This is a genomic window from Actinoplanes sp. NPDC023801 (assembly GCF_040639655.1).
Classification (GTDB): Bacteria; Actinomycetota; Actinomycetes; order Mycobacteriales; family Micromonosporaceae; genus Actinoplanes.
The window spans coordinates 122,703-147,087 of record NZ_JBFAAI010000021.1 but is presented as its reverse complement, the minus strand read 5'-3'; the positions used below and the strand labels follow the sequence as shown (position 1 = coordinate 147,087).

The following is a 24,385-nucleotide window of genomic DNA, read 5'->3' as shown; positions in this document are numbered from 1 at the left end:
TCTACACTTTGCCGGTCACACTCTTCCCCCCCCCCACGCACTACCGCTCTGTGGAGCAGGGCCGCAACCGGACCCGCCCGGGGGGCGTCACCCCGGTCCGGGTCACGCCCCACGGGCGTCGCTGCTGTTCCTTACTTACTGCGCCACTGCGCACCGGTGCGACGATGGGCGCGGCGATGGGTGCGGTAAGGCTCATTGCCGGCACCGCGCTCGGGTGCGGCGACCATCACCGCTGACACCGTGCCCGGTCAGGCGACCAGGCGGCGTACCACATAGTTGTTGTTCCAGATCTTGTGCTTGCCGACCCTGGTTCCGGTGCGGGGCGAGTCGTAGATGTAGCCGTTGCCGGCGTAGATCCCGGCGTGGTAGCCGTACGACCCGTTTCGGAAGACGATCAGGTCACCGATCTTCTTGTTGCTCTTGGCGACAGCCTTGCCGTACTTCTGCTGGGAGTTCGCCTTGTGCGGCAGGCTCTTGCCGGCCGCCTTCTTGTAGACGTACTTGGTGAATCCCGAGCAGTCGAACCGGCTCGGCCCGGAGGCGCCGAACTTGTACAGCGCGCCCTTGTGCTTCTTCGCCTCGGCGAGCACCTTGGCACCGCTCGCCTTGACCTTGACGTTGACCTTGCCGGTGACCTTCTGGTTGTAGCCGGTACCGGTGAAGACGGTGCGGAGCCAGACGCTGGACGTCGGCTTGACGGCCAGGGTGACCGCTCCGCTCCGGACGGTCTCGGTGTCCCAGGTACGCCAGGCACCGTTCTGCCAGGCCTGGAGACGGACCGTGCCCTTGGCGACCTTGCCGGTGGACGGGTCGATGACCTTGGCGGTGACCTTGAGGGTGGAGCCCCAGGGGAGGTTCCGGGTACTGGTCGTCGCGGCCAGCTGGGGGGTGATCGCGGGAGCCGCGGCTGCGACGACCGGGGTGGCGACCACGGCCGCGGTGGCCGGGGAGGCCGCCGCCGCGGGTGAGGCGGCGATCAACTGCCCGGCACAGAGGCAGAGACCCAGGGACAGGGCGACGGTACCGGTGCCGACGGACGCGCGGCGGCGCCGGCTCGAGTTGTGCTCGTGCACGGTAGAGAGATCCCTCCGGCACGCCTGCGAGGTTAGCTGTCGGGTTCGGGCGGGAAGGTATGCCCGGCCGCGGGTGGGCGGCTTCACCCCAAGGTCCTCCCGTTGCGCCACTGATGCGGCGCGGGAGAGACCGGATATGGGTCCCCCGTCCCTGCCCCCGACTGCCTTGGTTGGTCTGGCTGACTGCGGTGTCGCACCGTCCGGCCCGGGGCAGGGCTCGGCGTGGATCGGATCGGTGCGGCCGGCGAGCGGGTGCCGCCAGCGAATCTTTGGTACCCGAGTTCGGCCATGATCGTCAGCGCGTCGTCAATCACACTCCGTGATTGGCACAGTTGCCGACGTCCGGTTTGTTATCTCCACGAGACATTTGCCATTACCAAGAGCAGTCGGCCGATAACTATCAGTCGAAGGTTACGGGTGAACCAGAACACATAATTAGTCCAGCCACGACCGTGGGCAAAGTCCGAAAAGCCCGGAGCGGGGAAAACACCGGGCGCATCGCGATCTTGACGGTCTGGCAACGCGACGTAACGTTCGAGTCCGGTACCCTCGGCGGCGTGACGGACGGGAAGATGCCTCTCATCGCCAAGGTCGCGACCTCCGTGTCGAAGACCGCCGCGGCGCTCTCCAGGGCCGCGGGACGCGGCGACGGTTCGGTGATCGGTGGCTGGATCGGCCTCAAGATCGACCCTGATCTCCTGGCCCACCTTTCGTCCGGCCGGGCGGTGGCCCTGGTCTCCGGCACCAACGGCAAGACCACCACGACGCGGCTCACCGCAGCCGCGGTCGGCGTGCTCGGACGGGTCGCCACCAACTCCTTCGGCGCCAACATGCCGACCGGCCACACCTCGGCCCTGGCGAAGGAGGGGCACACCCCCTTCGCCGTCCTCGAGGTCGACGAGCACTACCTGCCCCAGGTGATCGACGCCACCCGTCCCAAGGTGGTCGCACTGCTCAACCTCTCCCGCGACCAGCTCGACCGGGCTAAGGAGGTGGCAATGATGGCGCAGCTGTGGAAGACGACGCTGGCGGGCCACCCCGAGATCAAGGTCGTCGCCAACTCGGACGACCCGATGGTCGTCTGGGCCGCGTCCGGCAGTCCGCAGACCACCTGGTTCAGCGCCGGCCAGCGCTGGCTCGACGACTCGTTCGTCTGCCCGGAGAGCGGCCACCCGATCGAGCGCGCCCAGGGCGACTGGTGGTGCACCGGCTGCCCGCTGCGCCGGCCACGCCCCCACTGGGTGGTCGAGGACGAGGGCGTGATCGATCCCCGCGGTGACTGGCACCTGGTGAAACTCCAGCTGCCGGGCAGGGTCAACATCGGCAACGCGGCCACCGCGCTGGCCGTGGCAGCCGAGTTCGGGGTCCGCCCGATCGAGGCACTGCCACGGCTCAACCGGGTGGCGTCGATCGCCGGCCGCTACGCGCAGGTCGACCGTGACGGTCGCAACATCCGCTTGCTGCTGGCGAAGAACCCGGCAAGCTGGCTGGAGGCGTTCGACATGGCCGACCAGGCGCCGACCCTGCTCTCCATCAACGCGCGGGACCCCGACGGGCTGGACACGTCGTGGCTGTACGACGTCGACTTCTCGCCGCTGCGGGACCGGCCGGTGCTGATCACCGGCGACCGGGCGTACGACCTGGCCGTCCGGCTCCAGGTGAACCAGGTGCCGTTCCGGCACGTACAAAGTTTCGACGAGGCGCTGCGGTCCGTACCACCCGGCCGCCTCGAAGTGATCGCCAACTACACGGCGTTCCAGGACATCCGAGCGGAGTTGGACCGTGTCAACTGAGTCCCTGCGGATCGTGTGGATCTACCCCGATCTGCTCTCGACCTACGGCGACCGCGGCAACCTGCTGATCCTGGCCCGCCGCGCCGCCGACCGCGGCATTCCGGCGGAGACGTACGAGGTTCGTTCCGACCAGGCGATGCCGCACACCGGCGACATCTACCTGATCGGCGGCGGCGAGGACGGCCCGCAGGCTCTGGCGGCGCAGCGCCTGATCACCGACGGAGGCCTGCACCGGGCCGTCAGCCAGGGTGCCGCGGTGCTCTCCATCTGCGCGGGTTACCAGCTGCTCGGTCACTCGTTCTACGCCAAGGGAGCCAAGTGCCCCGGGCTGGGACTGCTCGACATCACCTCGGACCGCGGTGAGACCCGGGCCGTCGGCGAGCTGCGCGGCGACATCGACCCGCGGCTCGGCCTGCCCGCACTGACCGGATTCGAGAACCACGGTGGGCGTACCCATCTGGGCGCGCACGCCGCACCGCTCGCGCGGGTGACCGCCGGGATCGGCAACGACGGCCAGACCGAAGGGGCCTGGGCCGGCAAGATCCTCGGCACCTACTCGCACGGGCCGGCGCTGGCCCGCAACCCGGCGATAGCCGATCTGCTACTGCGTTGGGCAACCGGCGCGGATAGGCTTTCACCGCTCGACGACACCTGGGCCGACCGGCTCCGCAACGAACGGCTCGCCGCCGCGAGCCCCGTGTGACCTGCACGACCTTGTTCTGAACCGACGACAGTTGGGGCGGTAGGCCTGCATGACCGACAACCTGACCGCCCCGCGGGGCGTAGACCCCGCGGACCCTCAGGCAGTTGAGAAAGCCGACCTCCACCGAGCCGTCCCGACTGTCGGCTGGAAGCGTCGCGTCGTCCGCTTCAGCCTCCTCACCGCCGGAGTGGCGGCACTCGCCGGCGTCGCGGCGGTCCTCCCGCTCCGGGAGATCGCCGACACACTTTCGGCGATGGGCCCGAGTGCCGTCTTCGCGGTCGCGGTCCTCGGCGGCATGTTGCTCTCGGTCCTCGTTCCGCGCACCCTCATCACGATGAGCTGCGGCGCTCTGCTGGGCGCCGTGACCGGTGGCGCCGCGGCCCTGGCCGCCGCGGTGATCGCCGCGGTCGCCACCTACTACGCGGGCCGCTGGGCCGGGCGCGGCGCTCTCCAGGCCCGTGCCGGCAGCCGCCTGGCCCGTCTCGACGGCTGGCTCAACCGCCGCGGCCTGGCGGCGGTGCTGCTGGTCCGTTTCCTGCCGCTCGCGCCGTTCGGCCTGGTCGGCTACGCCTACGGCACGACCAGCGTGTGCCGCAAGCGGTACCTGCTCGGCACCACGATCGCCGCCATCCCGTCCACGGTCACCTACGCCGTCATCGGCGCGGCAGTCGTCGCCCCCGGCGACATGAACTTCCTGACCCTGGCCCCCGCGGCGTTCAGCTTCGTCCTCTCCACCGCGATCATCCTGCGCTGGCGTCACACCGCCCGCCGCGACGCGGTCGCCCCGGCAACGGCCTGAGCAGACCCGAAGATCAACCCCACGCTCCGGTACGCCCGAAGCCCACCCACTCCACCCGGCCCGCCGCCCGCCGCCGAATTGTGGTGGCCTGAGCCTGACGCTCAAGCCGCCCAAAGTTGCGGGGTCTGCGGCCCGACGCTCGGTGACACAGCAAGCGGCTGAGTCAGCGGACAAGTCCAGCCGTGCCCGATCCGGCTGCACATCACCGCTGCCTCCGACCAGCCGAGACAACGGTGAAAGCCAGCCGGGCTCGAGCTCGACCGGCTGCGCACCACCGCTGCCTCCAGGCAGCCGAAACAACGGTCAGAGCCAGCCGCACCGCACCCGGCGGTACATCACCGCTGTGTCCGGGCAGCCGAGACAGCGGTGGTGCCCAGCCGGCTGGGGGAAGTGGACGGGCAGGCAGGAGTGCGGGTGGGCGTCAGCGGGTGAGCGTAGCCAGGTCGGTGAAGTAGGCCGGGTAGGTCTTCGCGACGCAGCCCGGGTCGGTGATCTCGATGCCGGGGGCACGCAGGCCGATCAGCGACAGGCTCATCGCCATCCGGTGGTCCTCGTAGGTGGCGAACCGGGTCGGCCGCGGCACCCCGGGGTGGATGGTGAACCCGTCGGCGTCCTCGACCGCGTCGATGCCGGCTCGCCGCAACTCGGTGACGACGGCGCCGATCCGGTCGGTCTCTTTACCGCGGATGAAGCCGATGCCGGTGACCCGGGTCGGCGAGTCGGCGAAGACCGCCACCGCGGCCAGTGTCTGCGCGGTGTCGGAGATGTCGGCCATGTCGATGTCGATGCCGCGGAGGGTGCCGGTGCCCCGGACGGTCAGCGAGCCGGCGGTGCGGTCGACCGTCACGCCCATCCGTTCGAGTGCGTCGGCGAACCGTACGTCTCCTTGAAGGCTTTCGGTTCCCAGGCCGGACACCGTGACCCGGCCTCCGGTGATCGCCGCCGCACCGAGGAAGTAGGACGCCGCGCTGGCATCCGGTTCGATCGCGTACCGAGCGGGCCGGTAACCGCCGGCCGGGACGCGGAGCCCGTCGACGCCGGCTCCGAAGGCGGCCATCACGGCCTTGGTCATCTCCACGTACGGCACCGACACCAGCGGCGACGTCAGCGAGACCGTCAGACCGCGCGGCATCAGCGGCCCGGCCATCAGCAGCCCGGAGAGGAACTGGCTGGAGATGTGCCCGCTGACCTCGACCGGTCCTCCGTGTGCCGGCCCATGCACCGCGGCGGGCAGGAATCCCGGCTGCCCGAGCTCTTCCACCTCGGCGCCGATCTGCCGCAACGCGTCGAGGACGGGGCCGAACGGCCGTGCCCGTAGCTGCTCGGTGCCGTCCACGACGGTCCGCCCGTTGAGCAGCGCGGCAGCGGGCAGCAGGAACCGGGAGGTGGTGCCGGACTGGCGGGCGTCGATGGTGCCGGCGCCGCCGGCGGTGACCGGGTCGATGCCGGTGACCGTGACGGTGTGGTGTTCCTCGTCGAGGGTGACGGCCGCCCCGAGCGCGGCGACGGCGTCCATCATGGCCCGGGTGTCGTCGGCGAAGAGCGCCCCGGTCAGCGTGGAGGTGCCGGGGGCGAGGGCGGCGCAGAGCAGGGCCCGGTTGGTGATGCTCTTGGAACCGGGTGGCCGGACGGTCGCGTCGACGGGTGCGGTCAGTGGTTCGACGAGCAGCACGTCAGACATCAGCCCATCCAATCAGGCGGACGGCCCGCCCCCGGAAGCGCGGGCGGGCCGTTCCAAGAAGTGGTCAGACGACGACGCTGACCAGGCGTCCCTTCACCACGATGACCTTCTTCGGCTCCTTGCCGGCCAGGACTTCGGCGACGGCGGCCAGCGCGGCCGCGCGGACCTCGTCCTCGCCGGTCTCCGGGGAGACCTCGACGCGTCCGCGGACCTTGCCGTTGACCTGCACCGGGTAGGTGACGGCGTCGGCGACCAGCTGGGCCGGGTCGGCGACCGGGAACTCGGTGTACGCCAGCGAGCCCTCGTGGCCCAGCTTGGCCCACAGTTCCTCGGCCATGTGCGGCGCGAACGGCGACATCATCAGCACCAGCGGCTCGACCGCCTCACGCGACGCCGTGCCCAGCGGGGTCAGCGTGTTCGTCAGCTCGATCAGCTTCGCGATGGCGGTGTTGAACCGCAGCTCCTCCAGGTCCTCGCGGACGCCGGCGATGATCCGGTGCAGGACCTTGCGGGTCTTCGGGTCCAGCGGCTCGTCGGAGACGCGGACGGCGCCGGTCTCCTCGTCGACCACCAGACGCCAGGCACGCTGCAGGAAGCGCTGCGAACCGACGACGGCGCGGGTCTCCCACGGGCGGGAGACGTCCAGCGGGCCCATCGCCATCTCGTACACCCGGAACGTGTCGGCGCCGTACTGCTCGCACATCTCGTCGGGGGTGACGACGTTCTTCAGGGATTTGCCCATCTTGCCGTAGCTGCGGGTCACCTCCTGGTCGCCGAAGTAGTACTTGCCGTCGCGCTCGGCGACCTCCTCGGCCGGCACATAGACGCCACGGGCGTCCTGGTACGCGTACGCCTGGATGTAGCCCTGGTTGAACAGCTTCTTGAACGGCTCGAACGACGAGACGTGGCCCAGGTCGAACAGCACCTTGTGCCAGAAGCGGGCGTACAGCAGGTGCAGGACGGCGTGCTCGACGCCGCCGACGTACAGGTCGACACCGCCGGCATCGCCCTCGGAACGCGGGCCCATCCAGTAGGCCTCGTTCTCCGGGTCGACCAGGGACTTCTCGTTCTTCGGGTCCAGGTAGCGCAGCTCGTACCAGCAGGAACCGGCCCACTGAGGCATGGTGTTGGTCTCGCGGGTGTAGGTCTTCGGGCCGTCACCCAGGTCCAGTTCGACCTGCACCCAGTCCTTCTTGCGCGACAGCGGGGTCTCCGGCTCGGAGTGCGCGTCGTCCGGGTCGAAGGTGCGCGGCGAGAAGTCGTCGACGTCCGGCAGGACGACCGGCAGCATCGACTCGGGCAGCGCGATCGGCAGGCCGGTCTCGTCGTAGACGATCGGGAACGGCTCACCCCAGTAGCGCTGGCGGCTGAACAGCCAGTCCCGCAGGCGGTACGTGGTCGCGCCCCGCCCCTTGCCGTTCGTCTCCAGCCACTCGATCATCGCGGCCTTGGCCTCGGCGACTCCCTTGCCGTCCAGCCAGTCGCTGTTGATCGCCGGTCCGTCGCCGGTGAAAGCCCCTTCAAAACCTTCGGGCGCTTCGACCGTACGGATGATCGGCAGTTCGAAGACCTCGGCGAACGCCCAGTCGCGCTCGTCCTGGCCGGGAACCGCCATGATCGCGCCGGTGCCGTAGCCGGCCAGCACGTAGTCGGCGATGAAGACCGGGATCTTCGCACCGTTGACCGGGTTGACCGCGTACGCGCCGGTGAACACGCCGGTCTTGACCTTGCCGTCGGCGGTGCGCTCCTCGTCGGTCTTGGCCGCGGCGTCCCGGCGGTACTTCCCGACCGCCTCGGCGGGCGTGCCGGCACCCCCGGTCCACACCGCGTGCGTGCCCTCCGGCCAGGCCGCCGGCACGATCGACTGGACCAGTTCGTGCTCCGGGGACAGCACCATGTAGGTCGCGCCGAACAGGGTGTCCGGGCGGGTGGTGAAGACCTTGATCACGCCGTCCGAACCGTCGACCGGGAAGTCGACGTGGGCGCCGCGGGACCGGCCGATCCAGTTGCGCTGCATCAGCTTGACCGGCTCCGGCCAGTCCAGTGCGTCCAGGTCCTCGACCAGGCGATCGCCGTACGCCGTGATCCGCATCATCCACTGCTTCAGGCTGCGCTGGAAGACCGGGAAGTTACCGCGCTCGGACCGGCCGTCCGGGGTGACCTCCTCGTTTGCCAGCACGGTGCCCAGGCCGGGGCACCAGTTGACCGGGGCCTCGGACACGTACGCCAGGCGGTGGTCGTCGATCAGCTTCCGGCGCTCGACGGCGGACATCTCGGCCCAGGGCTTGCCGGGCGTCGGGCGGGCGCCGGACTCGTACGCCGAGATCAGCTCGTCGATCGGACGGGCCTTGCCGGCCGACGGGTCGAACCAGGAGTTGAAGACCTGCAGGAAGATCCACTGGGTCCACCGGTAGTACTCCGGGTCGGTCGTCGAGAACGAGCGCCGGTCGTCGTACGCCAGGCCCAGCCTCCGCAGCTGCTGCCGGTACCGCTCGACGTTCGCCGCGGTGGTGACCGCCGGGTGGGTGCCGGTCTGCACCGCGTACTGCTCGGCGGGCAGGCCGAACGCGTCGAAGCCCATCGGGTGCAGCACGTTGTAGCCGGCCTGCCGCTTGTAGCGGGTGTAGCAGTCGGTGCCGATGTAACCCAGCGGGTGCCCGACGTGCAGACCGGCACCGGACGGGTACGGGAACATGTCCTGCACGTGCAGCTTGGGCGCACCGGCGCGGGGATGTCCGGGATCGGCCAGCTCACCGGCCGGGTTGGGCGCGTGGAAGGTTCCGTGGGCGTCCCAGAAGTCCTGCCAGCGCTGCTCGATCTCGCCGGCCAGGGCGGCGGTGTAACGGAAGGGCGGGGTCTCGGTGTCGCTCATCTTCACCATCTCGTCTCGTCTTCAATGATTGGGAGGCTCCGAAGGGCACAAAAAAGCCCCTCGCACAGGAGGGGTTGCCGTGCCTGGTCCGCGATCAGTCAGCGGATCAGCACGGCCGGCTAAGGAGCAGGACGAACCGAGCCATGCGTGGATGATACCCCTCGCCCGTCACGGACGGCGACCGGTATGGCGAGCGCGTGACATACTCCCGGCTGTCCACAGGCGACCGGCTTGGGATGGCGGAAGGTCACATTCGTCCGAATCCCCCTTGATCAGGCCTTTCGGCGTTGCGCGCAGACGGGGCTAACCTGTGGGGACGGGCGGCGAGCGCCGGAGGCCCACGGCCGCTGGGCGCCCGCGACCTTACGGTGCCCCTTGACGGTGGGTGATCTCCGCCCTACGGGGGTAGACACGTTATGGAGGAGGCCCGTGACAACGCCGACCTGGGGCGAGCCGTCAGGCCCGCTGACGAGCGCCGAGTTCCGCGAGGCGTCGCACGCCATCATGGCCAACATCGAACAGGTCATCGAGGGCAAGAGCGCGACGGTGCGGCTGGCTCTCGCGGTCCTGATCGCCGAGGGCCACCTGCTGATCGAGGATGTGCCGGGCGTCGGCAAGACGAAACTCGCCAAGGCGCTCGCCCGCTCGATCGACTGCTCGGTGCGGCGCATCCAGTTCACCCCCGACCTGCTGCCCAGCGATGTGACCGGGGTCAGCGTCTACAACCAGGAGACGCGCGACTTCGAGTTCAAGCCGGGCGCCGTCTTCGCCAACCTGGTGGTCGGCGACGAGATCAACCGCGCTTCGCCGAAGACCCAGTCCGCCCTCCTGGAGTGCATGGAGGAACGGCAGGTCACCGTCGACGGCACCACCTACGAGCTGCAGGCGCCATTCATGGTGGTCGCGACCCAGAACCCGATCGAGATGGAGGGCACCTATCCCCTCCCCGAGGCGCAGCGGGACCGCTTCACCGCGCGTATCGCCATGGGCTACCCCGACCCGCGGGCCGAGCTCGCCATGCTGAGCGGGCACGGTGACCATGACCCGCTCAACGATCTCCGCGCCGTGGCGGACGCGGCCATGGTCCGCCGGCTGATCGAGACCGCACGCGCGGTGCACGCCGCCGACGCCGTCCAGCAGTACGCGATCGCCCTGGTCACCGCGACGCGGGAGGCCCCGGAGATCCGGCTCGGCGCGTCGCCCCGGTGCACGCTGCAGCTGATCCGCACGGCGAAGGCGGTGGCCGCACTGGAGGGCCGCGACTACGTGCTCCCCGACGACCTGCAGGCACTCGCCGTACCGGTCCTCGCGCACCGCATCATCCCGACCGCGGACGCCCAGCTCAACCGGCGTACGACGGACGCCATCGTCTCGGAGATCGTCCACCGGCTGCCGCTGCCGCACGCCCGTAATCCCTACGACACCCGCGACGGCCGCGCCTCCTACGAGTCCCGGGGGCGGTGAACATGCGGGAGGCGCTGCGGGGACTCACCACGCGCGGCCGGTCGTTCCTGGCCGCGGCGGTCGCCGCGGCGGTCTCCGCGCTCATTCTCGGCGAGAGCGACCTGCTGCGGGTGGCGGTGCTGCTGGCCGTGCTGCCGCTGCTGGCCGCCTGGTATGTCGGCCGGAGCCGTTACAAGCTGGCGTGCACCCGCTCGCTGGAGCCGGGCCGGGCACCGGTCGGATCCAGCGCGCGGGTCATCCTGCGCCTGCAGAACCTGTCCCGGCTGCCCACCGGCACCATGCTCCTGGAGGACCGGCTGCCGTACGCACTGGGCAGCCGTCCCCGGGTCGTGCTGGAGCGGCTCGGCGCGCATCAGGCCAGCTCGGTGGCGTACACGGTGCGCGCCGACGTCCGCGGGCGCTACCCGATCGGTCCGCTCATGGTCCGGCTCACCGACCCGTTCGGGCTCTGCGAGCTGACCCGCTCCTTCCCGAGCGTGGACCGTCTCACCGTCATCCCGCAGGTGTTCCCGCTCCCCCGGGTGCGTCTGGCCGGCGAGTACGCGGGCACCGGGGAGAGCCGGGCCCGTTCGGTGGCGGTGCACGGCGAGGACGACGCGGCCACCCGCGAGTACCGGCGCGGCGACGACCTGCGCCGGGTGCACTGGCGCTCGACGGCCCGGACCGGTGAACTGATGGTGCGCCGCGAGGAGCAGCCCTGGGAGAGCCGCGCCACCGTCGTCCTGGACACCCGGTCCTACGCCCACCGCGGCGAGGGCCCGACCGCCAGCTTCGAGTGGGCCGTGTCGGCGGCTGCCAGCATCGCCGTCCACCTGCGCGAGTCCGGTTACAAGGTCCGCATGGTGACCGGCTCGGGCACCGACATCGACGCGTCCGAGGGGGGCGGCGAGGGCCTGATCCTCGACACCCTGGCAGATGTGAAGGCGGACCAGGAGAGTGATGTCTCGGTGCTGATCGAACACGTCCGGCGGCGCAACGACGGTGGCCTCGTGATCGGCCTGTTCGGGGCCCTCACGGTCGCCGAGGCGGAGATGCTCAGCGGTCTGCGCGGCAACGGCGCGACCTGCATCGGCTTCGCCGTCAACACCGGCACCTGGGCACCGTCGTCGTCCGGGGCCGAGGCCGAGCGGGAACACGCGGCAGCGGCCCTCGCCCTGGTCCGGGCCGGTTGGCGGTCGGTGCCGGTGTCGCACGGCGAGACGCTGCCGGCGCTGTGGCCGAACGTGGCACGGGGTTCGCAGGGCTTCGCCTATAGGGCCGCGATGGCCGAGACGGTCGGCGGGGTGATCCGATGACCGGGCGCCGCCGCCTCGGCCTGGTGGCCGCCGCGGCCACCCTCCTGGCCGCCGCCCCGCTGTCGGCGATCTTCGAGTCCTGGACCTGGATCGCGCAGTGCGTGCTCACCGTGGCGCTGATCGAGGGCGCCGCGATGGCTACCCGAACCTTCCGGTTCCCCACCTGGGCGCAGGTGCTGAGCATGATTCTGGCCCTGGCCCTGGCACTGACCTGGCTCTTCCCCAGCGGGAAAGAGATCATCATCCCGACACCGGACACCCTCGCGCACTTCGCGGAGCTGATCCGGCAGGCCGGGGAGGACACCAGGTCGTACGGCGTACCCGTACCCGACCGCGACGGCCTGCTCTTCGTGGCAGTCCTCGGCGTCGGCGCGGTCGTCATCGTGGTCGACCTGCTCACCGCGGTGTTCCGCCGGCCGGCCCTGGCCGGGCTGCCGATGCTGGCGATCTACTCGATCCCGGTCGCGGTCTACCTGGACAGCGTCCCGGCGATCCCGTTCGTGGTCGGCGCCTCCGGCTTCCTGTGGCTGCTCGTCGCCGACAACGTCGACCGGGTGCGCCGTTTCGGGCGCCGGTTCACCGGCGACGGACGCGACGTGGACGTCTGGGAGCCATCCCCGCTGGCCGCGGCCGGCCGGCGGATCGGTGTCGTCGGCGTGCTGGTGGCAGTGGTCGTGCCGCTCGGCGTACCGACCGTGACCGGCGGACTGCTCACCCAGCTCACCCAGACCACCGGCGGGCCGGGCGGCGGTTCGGGCACCGGCAGCGGGCGGATCAACCTGATGGCCTCGCTCAGCGGCCGGCTCACGGAGAACGCCACGGTGCCCCTGCTCAAGGTCACCACTGACGAGCCGGAGCCGTTCTACCTGCGGTTCGGCATCGCCGACGTGCTGACCGAGAACGGCTTCAACCACGAGTCGCCGAAGGGCGGCGCGCTGGCGCTCGGCCTCCCCGACCCTCGGCGGCAGGCCTCCACCCGGTCCGCCCGCTACACCGAGTACCGCGCCGAGGTCGAGGTCACCAAGGACCTCCAGCAGAACATGACGCCGCTGTACACGCACGCCACCGTGGTCGAAGGGCTCAAGGGCTCGTGGGCGTACGACCCGAGCCAGCAGGTGCTCTACTCGGGCCGGTCCACCACCCGCGACCAGAAGTACGGCATCACCTACATGCGGGCCGCGTACTCCCCCCGGCTGCTTCAGCAGGCCGCACCGCTGCCGGCAGACGACCCGCTGCGGGCCTACACCGCGACCCCGGGGGACGCCACCGTCGACGCCACGGTCAAACAGCTGGTCCAAGGCAAGACCAGCGACTACGACAAGGTCCGGGCGATCTACAACTGGTTCTCCAAGGACAACGGGTTCCGGTACAGCCTGTCCGCGACGACCACCGGGAAAGCGTCCGAGATCGCCGAGTTCCTTGACAACAAGGCCGGCTACTGCCAGCAGTACGCGGCGGCAATGGCCTGGATGGTGCGGGCCGCCGGCGTCCCGGCACGGGTGGCGTTCGGTTTCACCCGCGGGACGCAGACCGGGCCGGGCACCTTCACGATCACCAACCGTAACGCCCACGCCTGGACCGAGGTTTACTTCCAGGGCTTCGGCTGGGTGCCGTTCGACGCCACGCCGAGCGCCGGGGTGACCGGCTCCGCCCGCGGCGCCTCGAACTGGGCACCCGACGTCGACCGTCCCGCCCCGACCACCTCGTCCTCGGCGGACTCCGGCGAACCCGGCCCCGACTCGTCCGCCGACCCGGGCGCGGCCAACGGCGAGAACCGTTCCAACGCCGACGGCGGCCCCGACGCCAACACCGGCACGGTCGTCCAGGAAACCGACTGGACCGGCCTGTGGATCGCTGCAGGAGTCGCCCTGCTGCTGGCGTTGCTGCTGGTCCCAGCCCTGCGCCGGGTACTGGTCCGCAAACGCAGGCACGCCGCGACAGCACCTCCCGCGCCGACGGTCCTGGCCGTCGACGGCATCACCGATATCACGGTCACCGGCGTGGCCGGCCAGGCCCGGGAGGACGCGCACGCCGCCTGGGACGAGCTGATCGACTCGATGGTCGACTTCCAGGTGCCGGTGGATCCGACCGAGACGCCACGGATCACCGCCCAGCGGCTGATCCGCGACCTGGCCCTCAACGGCGAACCCGCCGACGCCGCAATCCTGCTGGGCACGGCCGAGGAACGCGCCAGGTACGCACGGCAGCCCCTCCAGGGTGCCGAACTGACCGCGGCGCTGCGCCGGATCCGTTCCGGGATGTCCACGGCGGCCTCCGCACGGACCCGGCTCCGGGCCACGCTGCTGCCCCCGTCGGTGCTGCTCAGCTGGCGGCTCGGCCTCGCCGAATGGTCCACCCGGACCGCGGAACGCCTCACCGGCCTCCGCGACTCCCTGACCCGTTTCAATCCACGCCGGCTGCTGTCCCGCTCACGCTGAGCCGGCCCGGCACGAAAGGCGCTGCCCTCCGGGGCGGCGCCTTTCCGCATTCCATTCCGTCACGTGCCGCCGCCCCGCACCGCATGTGCCGGCTCGCCCGGCTGTGCCGCACCGCTGCCTCACCCGCGCTGAGACAGCAGTGAGCGACAGCCGGTCTTCGGTGGCTGTACCGCACCGCTGCCTCCCCCGCGCTGAAACAGCGGTGGGTGCCAGCCGGTTCTGAAGGGCTGTGCCGTACTGCTGCCTCAGCCACCCTGAAACAGCGGTCTGTGACAGCTGGGGGTTAGCTAGCGGCGGGGCAGGCGACGGTCGTGCTGCGGGACGAACCCGCACGGCGTCGAGCAGAAGCGGCGGTGCGACACCGGGCACAACGTCGGACGCCCCAAGACGGGACGGCGCGAGAGGGCGCCTACGGGAAGCGGAACGACACACGGACGGGACAGCCGCAGCACGGCTCGCGCGCATGCGGGCAAAGCGGCCCACGCAGCAATAGGCGCGGCACGGCAGGCGGCACGGCACGGCAAGGCGGCACGGCAGGCGGCACGGCAAGGCGGCGCGGCACGGCACGGCACGGCACGGCAAGCGGCACGGCACGGCAAACGGCACGGCACGGCACGGCAAACGGCACGGCACGGCACGGCAAACGGCACGGCACGGCAAACGGCACGGCACGGCAAGCGGCACGGCACGGCACGGCAAGCGGCGCGGCGGGCGTTAGGGCAGGTCAGGCGGAAATGCGGGCGGAGCGGGGGGTGGGCTCGCGCGCATGCAGACGCACGACGACGGCGGCCGGTGTCGGCCGCCGTTCGTCGAGAACCGGCTTCGCGGGCCGGCTCGGGTGGGTCAGCGATGGCCCTCCGGGCGCTGACGCCAGCGGTCCTCGAGGCGTTCGAGGAAGCCGCCGCTCTTGCGACCACCTTGGCGGGTGCGTCGCGACGCGGTCCCGCCGACGGATTTCAGGTCGGGCGTCTGGACGCGGCGCCGCGACTGCATCGCGAAGGCTGCTGATCCGAGCATCACGACGAACCCGGCGACGCCGAGCGGCGTGTTCTGGCTGACGGCTCCGTAGACGAGGAGGGCCAAGCCAAGGACGATCACGAACGCGGCGACGAGGAGCCGGCGCCGTGCGTGGAAACGCGGGTCGCTGGCCCGCACAGCCGAGGCGAACTTGGGGTCCTCGGCAAGCGACCGCTCGATCTGATCGAACAGCCGCTGCTCGTGCTCCGAGAGCGGCACGGCATTCCTCCCCGGGCGCATGTCCGGCCCCGTGCTGGGGTCGGGGTGGTGCAGGTGTGATGATGCGGGGCAGCCGTCGGCTGCCTTACCACGCAAGTCTACGAGCGGCTTGGCGGGTCGGAAAGCGGGACGACCGCCGAGTGCGGGTGATTTTCCGAGCCCGGAAGATCGGTTCGTCCCAAAAGACCGATCACTCAGCCGCACAACGCGTCCGTCACCGCAGCATGTGGCCGTGATCACGGCCCGTGAGCTGCCTCAATACATGATCCGAAGAGAAGCCGCCGGGAGGCAGGCAAATCGACTGACGCAAATAGATCTTATCGGACGATCAACATGGGTACGGTCATCTCGGCCGCCGTGCACGATCCGTGGTAGGCGACCAGCTGCCCGGCCCGGTCCGGTTCCCAGCCGGACGCGACCACCACCGCCCGGCCGCGACAGAGTACGACCACCTCGCCGATCCGGGCGGCGTGTGCGCGTGACACCGGCCCGTACCACCCTTCGGCGATCGCCTCGTCCCGGTGCAGCACCCGGGCGTCGTCGCCGAGCACCTCCCGCCAGGTCGTCACCACGTCGTCCAGCGCCCCGTCGGCGACGTGCAGATAACGGACCCGGGGTTCTCCGGTCACCCCGATCAGGCCGTGGGCGAGCGGGCCGGCAGCCAGGTCGTACCGGCCCTCCGCCGGCACGTTGAGCTGCCCATGATCGGCGGTGACCAGCACCGCGGCGCCGGGCGGGAGACCGTGTGCGAGCTGGTCGAGGATCTGGTCGACCCCGCGGGCCGCCGCCTCCCATGCCGGTGACCCGACACCGTCCTCGTGGCCGGCCTTGTCGAGGTCGGGATGGTAGCCGTAGACCAGTCCGGGTCCCGCCCGCAGCGCCGCAAGCATCTCCGCGGCCACCGCCGGGCCGTCGTCGGCCACCTGGTACCGGGCGCCCCGGTGGGCGGCCACGCTGAGGCCGCTTCCCCGGTACAGCGAGCGGCTGACCAGGGTGACGGCCGATCCGGCAGCTGCGGCACGTTCCAGGACGGTCGGTATCGGCTGCCACTGGTACGGGTCGGGGTCGTCGGCCCAGTGGATGTGGTTGAGCACCCGGCCGTCGGGCCGGCGGACGGTGAAGCCGAGAACTCCGTGCTCCCCCGGCGGAACCCCGGTGCCGATGGTGACCAGGCTGACGGGCGTGGTCGAGGGAAACCCGGCGGTCAACGTGGCAAGGCCAGGATAAGCGGCATCACCACCAGGAGAAACGGCACCACCACCAAGAGAAGCGGCAGCGCCATCAGGGGAGACCGCTGCTCCACCGAAGGAAGCGGCAGCCCCGCAAAGCGAAGCCAGAGTCGGGGCGAAGGGTGCGGCGAGCGGCAGCTGATAGGCGCCCAGCCCGTCGATCAGCAGGACACCGATCCGGTCCACCCCGTCGAGCCGCTCGCGGAGCCCGAGAACGTCGGCCATCCCCGGAATCCCCAGCACGGCGCAGACGCTGGGCAGCAGGTCGGCCAGACTTCCGGCACCATAAGCCGGAAAGACCGGGCGAAATGCCTCATCAGGCAACCCATCCGCCGGTACGGACGACGAGCCGCCCTCAGGCGAGACAAGCCCTGACGAACCGGACCCGGAAGAGAGAGGCCGGGACGACGAGCCGCCCTCCGCCGGGACGGGCCCGGAAGAGGAAGATCCGGGTGGAACGGGTCCGGAGGCGGCCGGGCCGGTCACGTCAGCCCCGCGACGACCCCGCTGGAGGAGTCGCGCACGTCCGGCCGGCGGGCGAACAGGTGCAGCTGGGACGCGACGTCCCGGAACGGCGCCCGGCTGCTGAGTTCCAGTTCCAGTTCGAGGACGGCCTGCGGGTCCTCCTCCAGCACGGTCGCCGGCAGGAGATCGGCGATGACACGTACGCCATGGGTCTGTTCGACCTCGAGCCCCGCATCGGTGAGCAGAGCGGTGGCCCCGGCCACGTCGTAGCGGCGAAGCAGCGTGTCGCGCGGCCCGGCCCGGCCCGCCGGGTCGGTGACCAGCGACGCGGCCGCCTTGAGGTGGCCGTTGACAGCCCGGCCGAGAACCGCCGCGGCCCGTCCCGCGACGAGCAGGCTGACCGCGCCGCCCGGACGCAGCGCCGTGGCGATGGCGGCGACCACCTTGACCGGCTCGTCGACGACCTCGAGCACCGAATGGCAGAGGATGAGGTCGGCGGTGCCGGGCTCGACGAGGGAGGCCAGCGCGTCGCCGTCGCCCTGCACGGCCCGGATCCGGTCGGCGACGCGTGCGTCGTCGGCGCGGCGGGTCAGCGCGGCGAGCGCGTCGGGGCTGGCGTCGATCACCGTGACGTTGTGGCCGGCTTCGGCGAGCGGCACCGCGAATCCGCCGGTTCCGCCGCCGACGTCGAGCACGGTCAGCTCGCGGCCGGCCTGACGGTCGAGTTCGCGCCGGAGCACGGTCCAGACCGCGGCGGTGCGGGCCGTGACGTGCGGGCGGCCGGTACGCGCAGAAGTTTCCACGCGAGCAGCCTAGCCCTTGACCCGCAAGGCAGTCGGGAGCCAGGCGCGAACCCACGGGCGGCCACCGGGGCCGCCCTGGAAGCCCGGCCCCGCCTAGAAGTCGAAGAGGACGCCGGTGGCGCGGTTCATCTCGCAGCTGTTGCCGTAGGTCTGCTGCCACTGCACGGTCCGCCCGCGCCAGGTGCCCTTGATCCGGGCGGTGACCGGCTGGTAGAGCAGGATGCAGAGCGCATCGCCGCCTTTCAGCCGGGCCGGGTTGCCACCGATGCCGCGCAGGGTGGCGCAGGCCTGGGTCGCCTTCGGGTGGCCGCCGCCGGTCGGGTCGCAGGTGAGCTTCGCCCGTTTGTCCTGATAGGTGAACGTGAGATTGGCGCCGGTCGCGGCGTGTGCCGGACCGGGCTGGCCGGTGAGGACGACGAGCGCCGCGGCGAGACCGATCATCGTTCGGATCATGATGCACCCCCGGATGACTTCGCAGAGCACCGTACACCGCCAAAGGTGCAAATCACCGGAAATCGCGAGAAGTCGAGGCAACCGGTGGCGAGACCGCGTCGAGCCGGTCCGCGATCAGGTTGAGCACCCCCTCCACCTTCTCCAGGCGGCCCCGGACCAGCAGCGCCGTGCTCGTGCGAGCGACCCGCCGGTAGCGCAGCCACAGACCGGGCGAGCAGGTCACGTTCAGCATCCCGGTCTCGTCCTCGAGGTTCACGAACGTCACCCCGCCCGCCGTCGCCGGCCGCTGCCGGTGCGTGACGATCCCGCCGACCCGCACCCGGGTGCCGCCCTCCACCTCGGCCAGTCTGTCGATCGGCAGCGCACCCGCCCGCTCCAGTTCGGCGCGCAGGAACCGGGCCGGATGCGTCTCCGGCGACAACCCGGTCGCCCACACGTCCGCGACCAGCACGTCCACATCACTCATGCCGGGCAGCGGAGGCGCCTCGACGCCGGTCACCGTCCCCGGCAGGCGATCCGGTTTGTCCTGGGCGGCCGCTCCCGCCGCCCAGAGCGCCTCCCGGCGGGAGAGCCCGAAACCGGCGAAGGCGTCAGCGGTGGCGAGGGCCTCCAGATGGCCGGCGGAGCATCCGGTACGCCGCGCGAGATCCGTCATCGACCGATAAGGACCATGGGTACGCCGTTCCCGCTCGATCTTCCCGGCGAGTTCGGCCCCGATCGTGCGGATGCGGGAAAGGCCCTGCCGGACCGCCGGCCCGCCGATCCCCCACGCGTGCGGAGGCTCCCCCGGCCCGTTCCGGCACCGGTCCGCCGACGTGCTCTCCAGCGTCGCCGCCGCGTCGCTGAGATTGACGTCCGGCCGCCGGACCTCGACACCGTGCCGGCGCGCGTCGTCGACCAGCGTCTGCGGCGAGTAGAAGCCCATCGGCTGCGCGTTGAGCAGGGCCGCGCAGAACGCCGCCGGGTGATAGCGCTTCAGCCAGGCACTCGCGTAGACGAGGTAGGCGAAGCTCATGGAATGGCTCTCCGGGAAGCCGTAACTGGCGAACGCGGACAGCTTCACGAACAGGTCGTCGGCGAGCGCACCGGTGATCCCGTTCGCGGCCATCCCCTCGTACAGCCGCGTCTTGATCCTCTCCATCTTCTCGATGGAGCGTTTCGAGCCCATCGCCCGCCGCAGCTGATCCGCCTCGGCCGGGTCGAAACCGGCGACGTCGATCGCGAGCTGCATCAGCTGCTCCTGGAAGAGCGGCACCCCGAGGGTCTTGGCCAGGGCGTTCGCCATCAGCGGATGCGGCACATCGGGTTTCTCCAGACCGTTCTTCCTCCTGATGTACGGGTGAACCGAGCCGCCCTGAATGGGTCCGGGCCGGATCAGCGCCACCTCGATGACCAGGTCGTAGAACTCACGCGGCTTGAGCCGGGGCAGCGTGGCCATCTGGGCGCGGCTCTCCACCTGGAACACCCCGACCGAGTCGGCCCGGCACAGCATCGCGTAGACCTCGGGGTCGTCGAGCGGCATCGTCCCGATGTCGAGCGTGTCCTCGATCAGGTCGTAGGCGTAGTGCAGCGCCGACAGCATCCCGAGCCCGAGCAGGTCGAACTTGACCAGGTCGACGGCGGCGCAGTCGTCCTTGTCCCATTGCAGGACCGTGCGGCCCGGCATCCGGCCCCACTCCACCGGGCACACCTCGATGATCGGGCGGTCGCAGATGACCATGCCGCCGGAGTGGATGCCCAGGTGGCGGGGGAAGTTCTGCACCTCGTTGGCGGCATCCACCACGTGCTGCGGTATGTCGCTGTCGGCGGAGGCCACGTCGCCCCAGCGGTCGATCTGCTTGCTCCAGGCGTCCTGCTGGCCCGGGGAGAACCCGAACGCCCGCGCCATGTCCCGCACCGCCGACCGGGGACGGTAGGAGATCACGTTCGCGACCTGGGCGGTGTGCTCCCGGCCGTACTTCTGATAGACGTGCTGGATGACCTCCTCACGCCGGTCCGACTCGATGTCGACGTCGATGTCCGGCGGGCCGTCCCGTTCCGGGGTGAGGAACCGTTCGAAGAGCAGTTTGTGCTTCACCGCGTCGACGTTGGTGATCCGGAGCGCGTAACAGACCGCCGAGTTGGCCGCCGAACCACGGCCCTGGCAGTAGATGTCGTTGTCCCGGCAGAACCGGACGATGTCGTAGACGACCAGGAAGTAGCCGGGGAAGCCCAGCTCCTCGATCATGCGGAGCTCGTATTCCAGCTGCTCGTAGGCTTTCGGCTGGTCCCGGTAACGCTCGCCCGCACCCCGCATGGTCAGCTCGCGCAGCCAGCTCATCTCGGTGTGGCCCGGCGGGACCGGGTAGTCCGGCAGCCTCGGCGCGACCAGGTTCAGGTCGAAGGCGAGGTCGCCGCCGTACATCGCGGCGTTCTCCACGGCTCCCGGATAGGCGGCGAACCGGCGGGCCATCTCGTCACCGCCGCGCAGGTGGGCGGCACCGGCCGCGGGCAGCCAGCCGTCCATCTCGTCCAGGCTGCGCCGGGCCCGGACCGCGGACAGGGCGGTCGCCAGACGGCGGCGCGACGGGACCGCGTAGTGCACGTTGTTGGTGGCCACCACCTCCAGCCGGCGCTTGCGGGCCAGGTCGGACAGGGCGTCGTTGCGGTCGTCGTCGTAGGGGTCGCCGTGGTCGGTCAGCTCGACGGCCACGTTCGGGGCGCCGAAATTCGAGACCAGACGATCCAGCTCGTACGCCGCTCGCTCCATCCCACCGGCGGCCAGGGCCAGTGGGACCGTGCCCTTGCGGCAGCCGGTCAGCACCAGGACGTGATCGCGCAGCAGCGCGGCCACCTGCTCCAGGCTGCCGTAGTCGGGCCGGCCCTTCTCGCCGCCGCGCAGCTGCGCCTCGGAGATCACCCGGGCCAGCCGGGCGTACCCCTCGTGGCCGTGCGCCAGCGCCAGCAGGTGCGGACCCTCCGGATCCGGCTCACCACTGCGCGGACGGGTCAGGCCCAGCGACAGCTCGGCACCGAAGATCGTCGGCAGCTTCAGTTCCCGGGCCGCCTGGGAGAACCGGACCACCCCGTAGAGGCCGTCGTGGTCGGTGACCGCCAGCCCGGTCAGGCCCAGCCGCGCCGCCTCCTCGGCCAGCTCGTCCGGATGGCTCGCGCCGTCCAGGAAACTGAAGTTGGTGTGACAGTGCAGCTCGGCGTACCTGGTCCGGCTCTCCGCCCGGACCAGGTTCGGCGCGGCCCGGTACGGCTCCCGCTTCCGCGTCCACGCCGGCGAGTCCCCGCCGTCGCCGTCCACCGCGAGCGGGTCCGCCACCCGGCCGGAGAGTGCCCCCTCCAGCCGTGACCAGGGGACATCCGGATTGTTGAACCCCATCACCGGCCCCCTCGGTCAGTCATAGAACGCCTCCACCAGCCAGTGACCGCCGGTCAGCGAGAGCAGCAGCGCCCGCCCGTCGGCCAGCAGCATCTGGAACCTGGCCCGGCGCCGCGCCTCGCCGGGCGCCCACCAGCGTTCGTCCACCGGCCACGGCCCGGCCCAGCCGGTGATCGCCACCGGTTCGCGACGGTCGATCCGGAGCGTCGCCGGCGCGCCGGTCAGCTCCAGCCGGGCGGTGACCCCCACCGGGTCGCCGGCCTCGTCGAACACCGCCGCCGGAAGCGGATGCGCCGGCACCACGGCCGGGGACGGCTTCGGCAGCCGCCCGGGCCACGGTGGCAGCGGGGCTGGCCGGGCCACCCGCCGCCGTTTCCGGGCCGCACCCACCTCGATCATCGTGAAACCCTCCTGCCGGCCGATCACCATCTGACCGTTCGTCGCCGGCCCGCCGTCGCCGACCAGCGTCAGCCCATTCGTCGCCGGCCCGCCGTCGCCGACCAGCGTCAGCCCGTTCGTCTCCGGTCCGCCGTCGCCGACCAGCGTCAGCCCGGGACTCAGCAGCGGAACCGTCTCGATCCCGGGGATCGGCTCGGCCCGCTCCGCCGACGGCCGTTCCGGCGCCCGTTCGTCCCCCCACGGCACCAGGCGCACCTGGTCGTCCGCCGACCGCCCGCCGCCGAGCACCGGGGTCAGCACCGCCTCCGGTCCGAGCAGGCCCTGCACCCGGCTGAACGCCCGGTGCGCCCGCTCCCGGCCGTCCCCCGCCTCACCCCACAACCCGGGTTGCAGCCCGACATGGGCCAGCACCCCGTCCGGTACCAGGCGCAACCGCACCAGCCCCGCGGTCGGCTGCTCCATCCGCCCGCGCCGCGCCCCGGTCAGCCAGCCGTCCAGCTGCCACCGCACCCGCTCGGCGATCGCCGCGGAGCTCAGCATCCCGTCGTGCCGCCACACCCGGAACAGTTCCTGCCCGTCCGCGGTCACCGCCTCGATCCCGAGCCGGGTGCACGCCAGCCCGTGCGCCGCAAGCCGCTCGTGCAGCCGTTCGGCCAGCACCCGGCCGGCGAACGCCGCCACGTCCACCCGGTCCAGTACCTCGTCGTAGGTCTCCTCCACCGCCAGGTCCGGCGGCGGCTTACGCACCGCGAGCGGCCGGGTGTCCCCACCGGAGGCCAGCCGGTGCGCCAGCGCCCCCTCGAACCCGAACCGGGTCAGCACGTCCCCCGGCGGCAACGCCGCGAAATCCCCGAGGGTCACCACACCGAGCCGCTTCAGCAGATCCGTCAGGACCGGTTCCTCAAGGGCCCCTATCGGTACGGACGACAGGAACTCCCGGCTCTGCCCGGCCTCCACGATCCGCCCGGTCCGGGCCGCGATCCCGGCGGCGAACGCTCCGTCGGCGATCCCGATCTGGCACTCCACCGCACAGGCCAGCGCCACCTGCTCGACGATCCGCTCCGCAGCGATCTCCTCGCCGCCGAAATACCGGGCCGGCCCCCGCACCGCGGCGGCGCACACCCCCGGCCGGAGCACCTCGACCCCGGCCACCACCTCCTCGACCGCCGCCACCACCGGTTCGAAGGCCCGGGCGTCCCGGCCGGGATCGTGCTCGACCACCACCAGCTGCGGGCAGCGTCCCTGCGCCTCCCGCCTCCGCAGTCCTCGCCGCACCCCTTCGCGCCGGGCCGCGTCCGAGCACGCCAGAACCCGGTTGCCGAAGAACACCGCGACCGGCTCCGAGGCGATCACACCCGCCACGATCTCGGCCGCGACGACCGGCCAGTCCGGACACCAGACCAGCAACGTACGAACCGCCGACTCCATCACGCCCCCCGCCCGGTCCGTGGCGGGCAGACTCCCGGAGCCCGCTCCGGCATCGCCGGTGACCCCGTGTGCTCACCGTTCTCCGGCGCGGCATCGGCCCGGTTCCGGAGAGGCTCGTCAGTTCCCGGCAGCGCAGGCTGATCAGCGGCGGCCCGGAGCCGGCCCGGTTCCCCGGCCGGCGACGGCCCGGGCACGGAACGGGCCCGCGGCGAGGCCCCGCCGACACTGCGCAGCGGCGCGGCCTCCCCCAAACGAGGCGACGACGACAGCGACGCGGGCTCCCCGAAACGAGGCGACGACGGCAGCCAAGCGGCCTCCCCGACACGTTGTGGGGCCGCCGGAATGCCGGCGGGACGCACCGAGACACCGGGCATCCACATGGTGATCTGCCGAGGGCGAGCGGCAGCGCCCCGGCCCTGGGCCAGAACGGTGACCTCACGGCGGCGCAACCGTCCCCGCCCGGCGCCGAGCCCCTCCCACCGGCCGCCGCCGATCCGGAGGGTCACATCCGCGCCGGACCAGTCGCCGAACGGCACCAGCAGACTTCCCCGCTGCCGGGCCCGGGCTGCCAGCCGGCTGATGATCGACGACGACACCGGACCGGGTACCGCCGTGACCACGATGTCCACCCCGTCGATCAGGGCGGCGACCACGGTGGGCCAGTCCGGCCCCGGATCCGGGACGAGCGCGAGCCGTTCCAGCACGATGCCGCTCTCGGCGGCCGCGAGCGCGCCCAGCGACGGCATCCCGACAACAGCACACCAGGACCCGTTCCGTGACGCGGCGGCGAGCAACGCCAGCATGAGCGACGTACTCCCACCGGCCGCCGTCACCGGACCTGCCGCCATACCGAAATCAGCGGCCTTGCCCCGACCGGTGGTCGT

General features: G+C 71.4%; 15 protein-coding genes, 1 pseudogene and 1 riboswitch. Of the genes and pseudogenes, 6 read left to right on the top strand and 10 right to left on the bottom strand.

The annotated features are described in order from the left end of the window. Window positions 1-248: 248 nt before the first annotated feature. Window positions 249-1,073, bottom strand: a complete 825-nt coding sequence (locus AB0G04_RS31125) for an NlpC/P60 family protein (RefSeq protein ID WP_360989829.1) — start codon at window positions 1,071-1,073, stop codon at window positions 249-251. A 6-nt stretch (window positions 1,074-1,079) separates the two neighbouring features. Next, a riboswitch (cyclic di-AMP (ydaO/yuaA leader) is annotated at window positions 1,080-1,264 on the bottom strand. 381 nt (window positions 1,265-1,645) lie between these two features. On the opposite strand from AB0G04_RS31125, the gene AB0G04_RS31120 reads away from it, so the two are divergent. From AB0G04_RS31120 to AB0G04_RS31110, 3 genes are read left to right on the top strand one after another with little or no spacing between them, the layout of a single operon-like run. Continuing rightward, window positions 1,646-2,866, top strand: a complete 1,221-nt coding sequence (locus AB0G04_RS31120) for a MurT ligase domain-containing protein (RefSeq protein WP_360989867.1) — start codon at window positions 1,646-1,648, stop codon at window positions 2,864-2,866. After that, window positions 2,856-3,569 carry a glutamine amidotransferase gene (locus AB0G04_RS31115; RefSeq protein WP_360989826.1) on the top strand — a complete coding sequence of 238 codons (714 nt, stop codon included), beginning with the start codon at window positions 2,856-2,858 and terminating at the stop codon, window positions 3,567-3,569. Before AB0G04_RS31120 ends, AB0G04_RS31115 begins: the two co-directional genes overlap by 11 nt. Window positions 3,570-3,618: 49 nt before the next feature. Further along, window positions 3,619-4,368, top strand: a complete 750-nt coding sequence (locus tag AB0G04_RS31110) for a VTT domain-containing protein (RefSeq protein WP_360989824.1) — start codon at window positions 3,619-3,621, stop codon at window positions 4,366-4,368. A gap of 421 nt (window positions 4,369-4,789) precedes the next feature. Here the strand turns inward: AB0G04_RS31110 and aroA are convergent, their stop codons facing one another. Next, the gene (gene aroA / locus AB0G04_RS31105; protein ID WP_360989821.1) at window positions 4,790-6,049 is read right to left on the bottom strand and encodes a 3-phosphoshikimate 1-carboxyvinyltransferase; all 1,260 of its coding nucleotides are present in this window, start codon (window positions 6,047-6,049) and stop codon (window positions 4,790-4,792) included. 64 nt (window positions 6,050-6,113) lie between these two features. Continuing rightward, window positions 6,114-8,930, bottom strand: coding sequence for a leucine--tRNA ligase (leuS, locus tag AB0G04_RS31100; RefSeq protein WP_360989818.1), 2,817 nt, complete (start codon window positions 8,928-8,930; stop codon window positions 6,114-6,116). Window positions 8,931-9,425: 495 nt separating this feature from the next. Here leuS and AB0G04_RS31095 point away from each other — a divergent pair, with 495 nt between their 5' ends. Genes AB0G04_RS31095 through AB0G04_RS31085 form a run of 3 tightly spaced genes read left to right on the top strand, consistent with a single transcriptional unit; the run spans window position 9,426 to window position 14,118 of the window. Then, window positions 9,426-10,385, top strand: a complete 960-nt coding sequence (locus tag AB0G04_RS31095) for a MoxR family ATPase (protein WP_360989864.1) — start codon at window positions 9,426-9,428, stop codon at window positions 10,383-10,385. Window positions 10,386-10,387: 2 nt separating this feature from the next. Then, window positions 10,388-11,680 (top strand): DUF58 domain-containing protein, encoded by a 1,293-nt coding sequence (locus tag AB0G04_RS31090; protein ID WP_360989861.1) that lies wholly within the window; start codon window positions 10,388-10,390, stop codon window positions 11,678-11,680. Next, window positions 11,677-14,118 carry a DUF3488 and transglutaminase-like domain-containing protein gene (locus AB0G04_RS31085; protein ID WP_360989815.1) on the top strand — a complete coding sequence of 814 codons (2,442 nt, stop codon included), beginning with the start codon at window positions 11,677-11,679 and terminating at the stop codon, window positions 14,116-14,118. Before AB0G04_RS31090 ends, AB0G04_RS31085 begins: the two co-directional genes overlap by 4 nt. Before the next feature lie 843 nt (window positions 14,119-14,961). Here AB0G04_RS31085 and AB0G04_RS31080 read toward each other — a convergent pair. From AB0G04_RS31080 to AB0G04_RS31050, 7 genes and pseudogenes are all read right to left on the bottom strand, one after another. Further along, window positions 14,962-15,354 (bottom strand): DUF3040 domain-containing protein, encoded by a 393-nt coding sequence (locus tag AB0G04_RS31080; RefSeq protein ID WP_360989813.1) that lies wholly within the window; start codon window positions 15,352-15,354, stop codon window positions 14,962-14,964. A gap of 317 nt (window positions 15,355-15,671) precedes the next feature. After that, a complete protein-coding gene (locus AB0G04_RS31075; RefSeq protein ID WP_360989810.1) occupies window positions 15,672-17,069 on the bottom strand; it encodes a nucleotide pyrophosphatase/phosphodiesterase family protein in 1,398 nt (465 codons plus the stop codon). Beyond that, window positions 17,066-17,851, bottom strand: coding sequence for a methyltransferase domain-containing protein (locus AB0G04_RS31070; RefSeq protein ID WP_360989807.1), 786 nt, complete (start codon window positions 17,849-17,851; stop codon window positions 17,066-17,068). The genes AB0G04_RS31075 and AB0G04_RS31070 overlap by 4 nt, the downstream gene beginning before the upstream one ends. Window positions 17,852-17,944: 93 nt before the next feature. Beyond that, on the bottom strand, window positions 17,945-18,304 hold the full coding sequence (locus AB0G04_RS31065; protein ID WP_360989805.1) for an SSI family serine proteinase inhibitor: 360 nt from the start codon (window positions 18,302-18,304) through the stop codon (window positions 17,945-17,947). A gap of 52 nt (window positions 18,305-18,356) precedes the next feature. Then, window positions 18,357-21,674, bottom strand: a complete 3,318-nt coding sequence (locus AB0G04_RS31060) for an error-prone DNA polymerase (RefSeq protein ID WP_360989802.1) — start codon at window positions 21,672-21,674, stop codon at window positions 18,357-18,359. 15 nt (window positions 21,675-21,689) lie between these two features. Continuing rightward, window positions 21,690-23,501, bottom strand: a complete 1,812-nt coding sequence (locus AB0G04_RS31055; RefSeq protein WP_360989799.1) for a DNA polymerase Y family protein — start codon at window positions 23,499-23,501, stop codon at window positions 21,690-21,692. Continuing rightward, window positions 23,501-24,319, bottom strand: a pseudogene (locus AB0G04_RS31050) (hypothetical protein); the annotation flags it as partial. The pseudogene AB0G04_RS31050 and the gene AB0G04_RS31055, both read right to left, overlap by 1 nt. Window positions 24,320-24,385 lie beyond the last annotated feature (66 nt).

Excerpts from the sequence above, each read along its gene's own strand:
- AB0G04_RS31120 (WP_360989867.1), top strand. The coding sequence starts at position 1,646 with ATGCCTCTCATCGCCAAGGTCGCGACCTCCGTGTCGAAGACCGCCGCG.
- AB0G04_RS31110 (WP_360989824.1), top strand. The coding sequence starts at position 3,619 with ATGACCGACAACCTGACCGCCCCGCGGGGCGTAGACCCCGCGGACCCT.
- aroA (WP_360989821.1), bottom strand. The coding sequence starts at position 6,049 with ATGTCTGACGTGCTGCTCGTCGAACCACTGACCGCACCCGTCGACGCG.
- leuS (WP_360989818.1), bottom strand. The coding sequence starts at position 8,930 with ATGGTGAAGATGAGCGACACCGAGACCCCGCCCTTCCGTTACACCGCC.
- AB0G04_RS31095 (WP_360989864.1), top strand. The coding sequence starts at position 9,426 with ATGGCCAACATCGAACAGGTCATCGAGGGCAAGAGCGCGACGGTGCGG.
- AB0G04_RS31090 (WP_360989861.1), top strand. The coding sequence starts at position 10,388 with ATGCGGGAGGCGCTGCGGGGACTCACCACGCGCGGCCGGTCGTTCCTG.
- AB0G04_RS31085 (WP_360989815.1), top strand. The coding sequence starts at position 11,677 with ATGACCGGGCGCCGCCGCCTCGGCCTGGTGGCCGCCGCGGCCACCCTC.
- AB0G04_RS31065 (WP_360989805.1), bottom strand. The coding sequence starts at position 18,304 with ATGATCCGAACGATGATCGGTCTCGCCGCGGCGCTCGTCGTCCTCACC.
- AB0G04_RS31060 (WP_360989802.1), bottom strand. The coding sequence starts at position 21,674 with ATGGGGTTCAACAATCCGGATGTCCCCTGGTCACGGCTGGAGGGGGCA.
- AB0G04_RS31055 (WP_360989799.1), bottom strand. The coding sequence starts at position 23,501 with ATGGAGTCGGCGGTTCGTACGTTGCTGGTCTGGTGTCCGGACTGGCCG.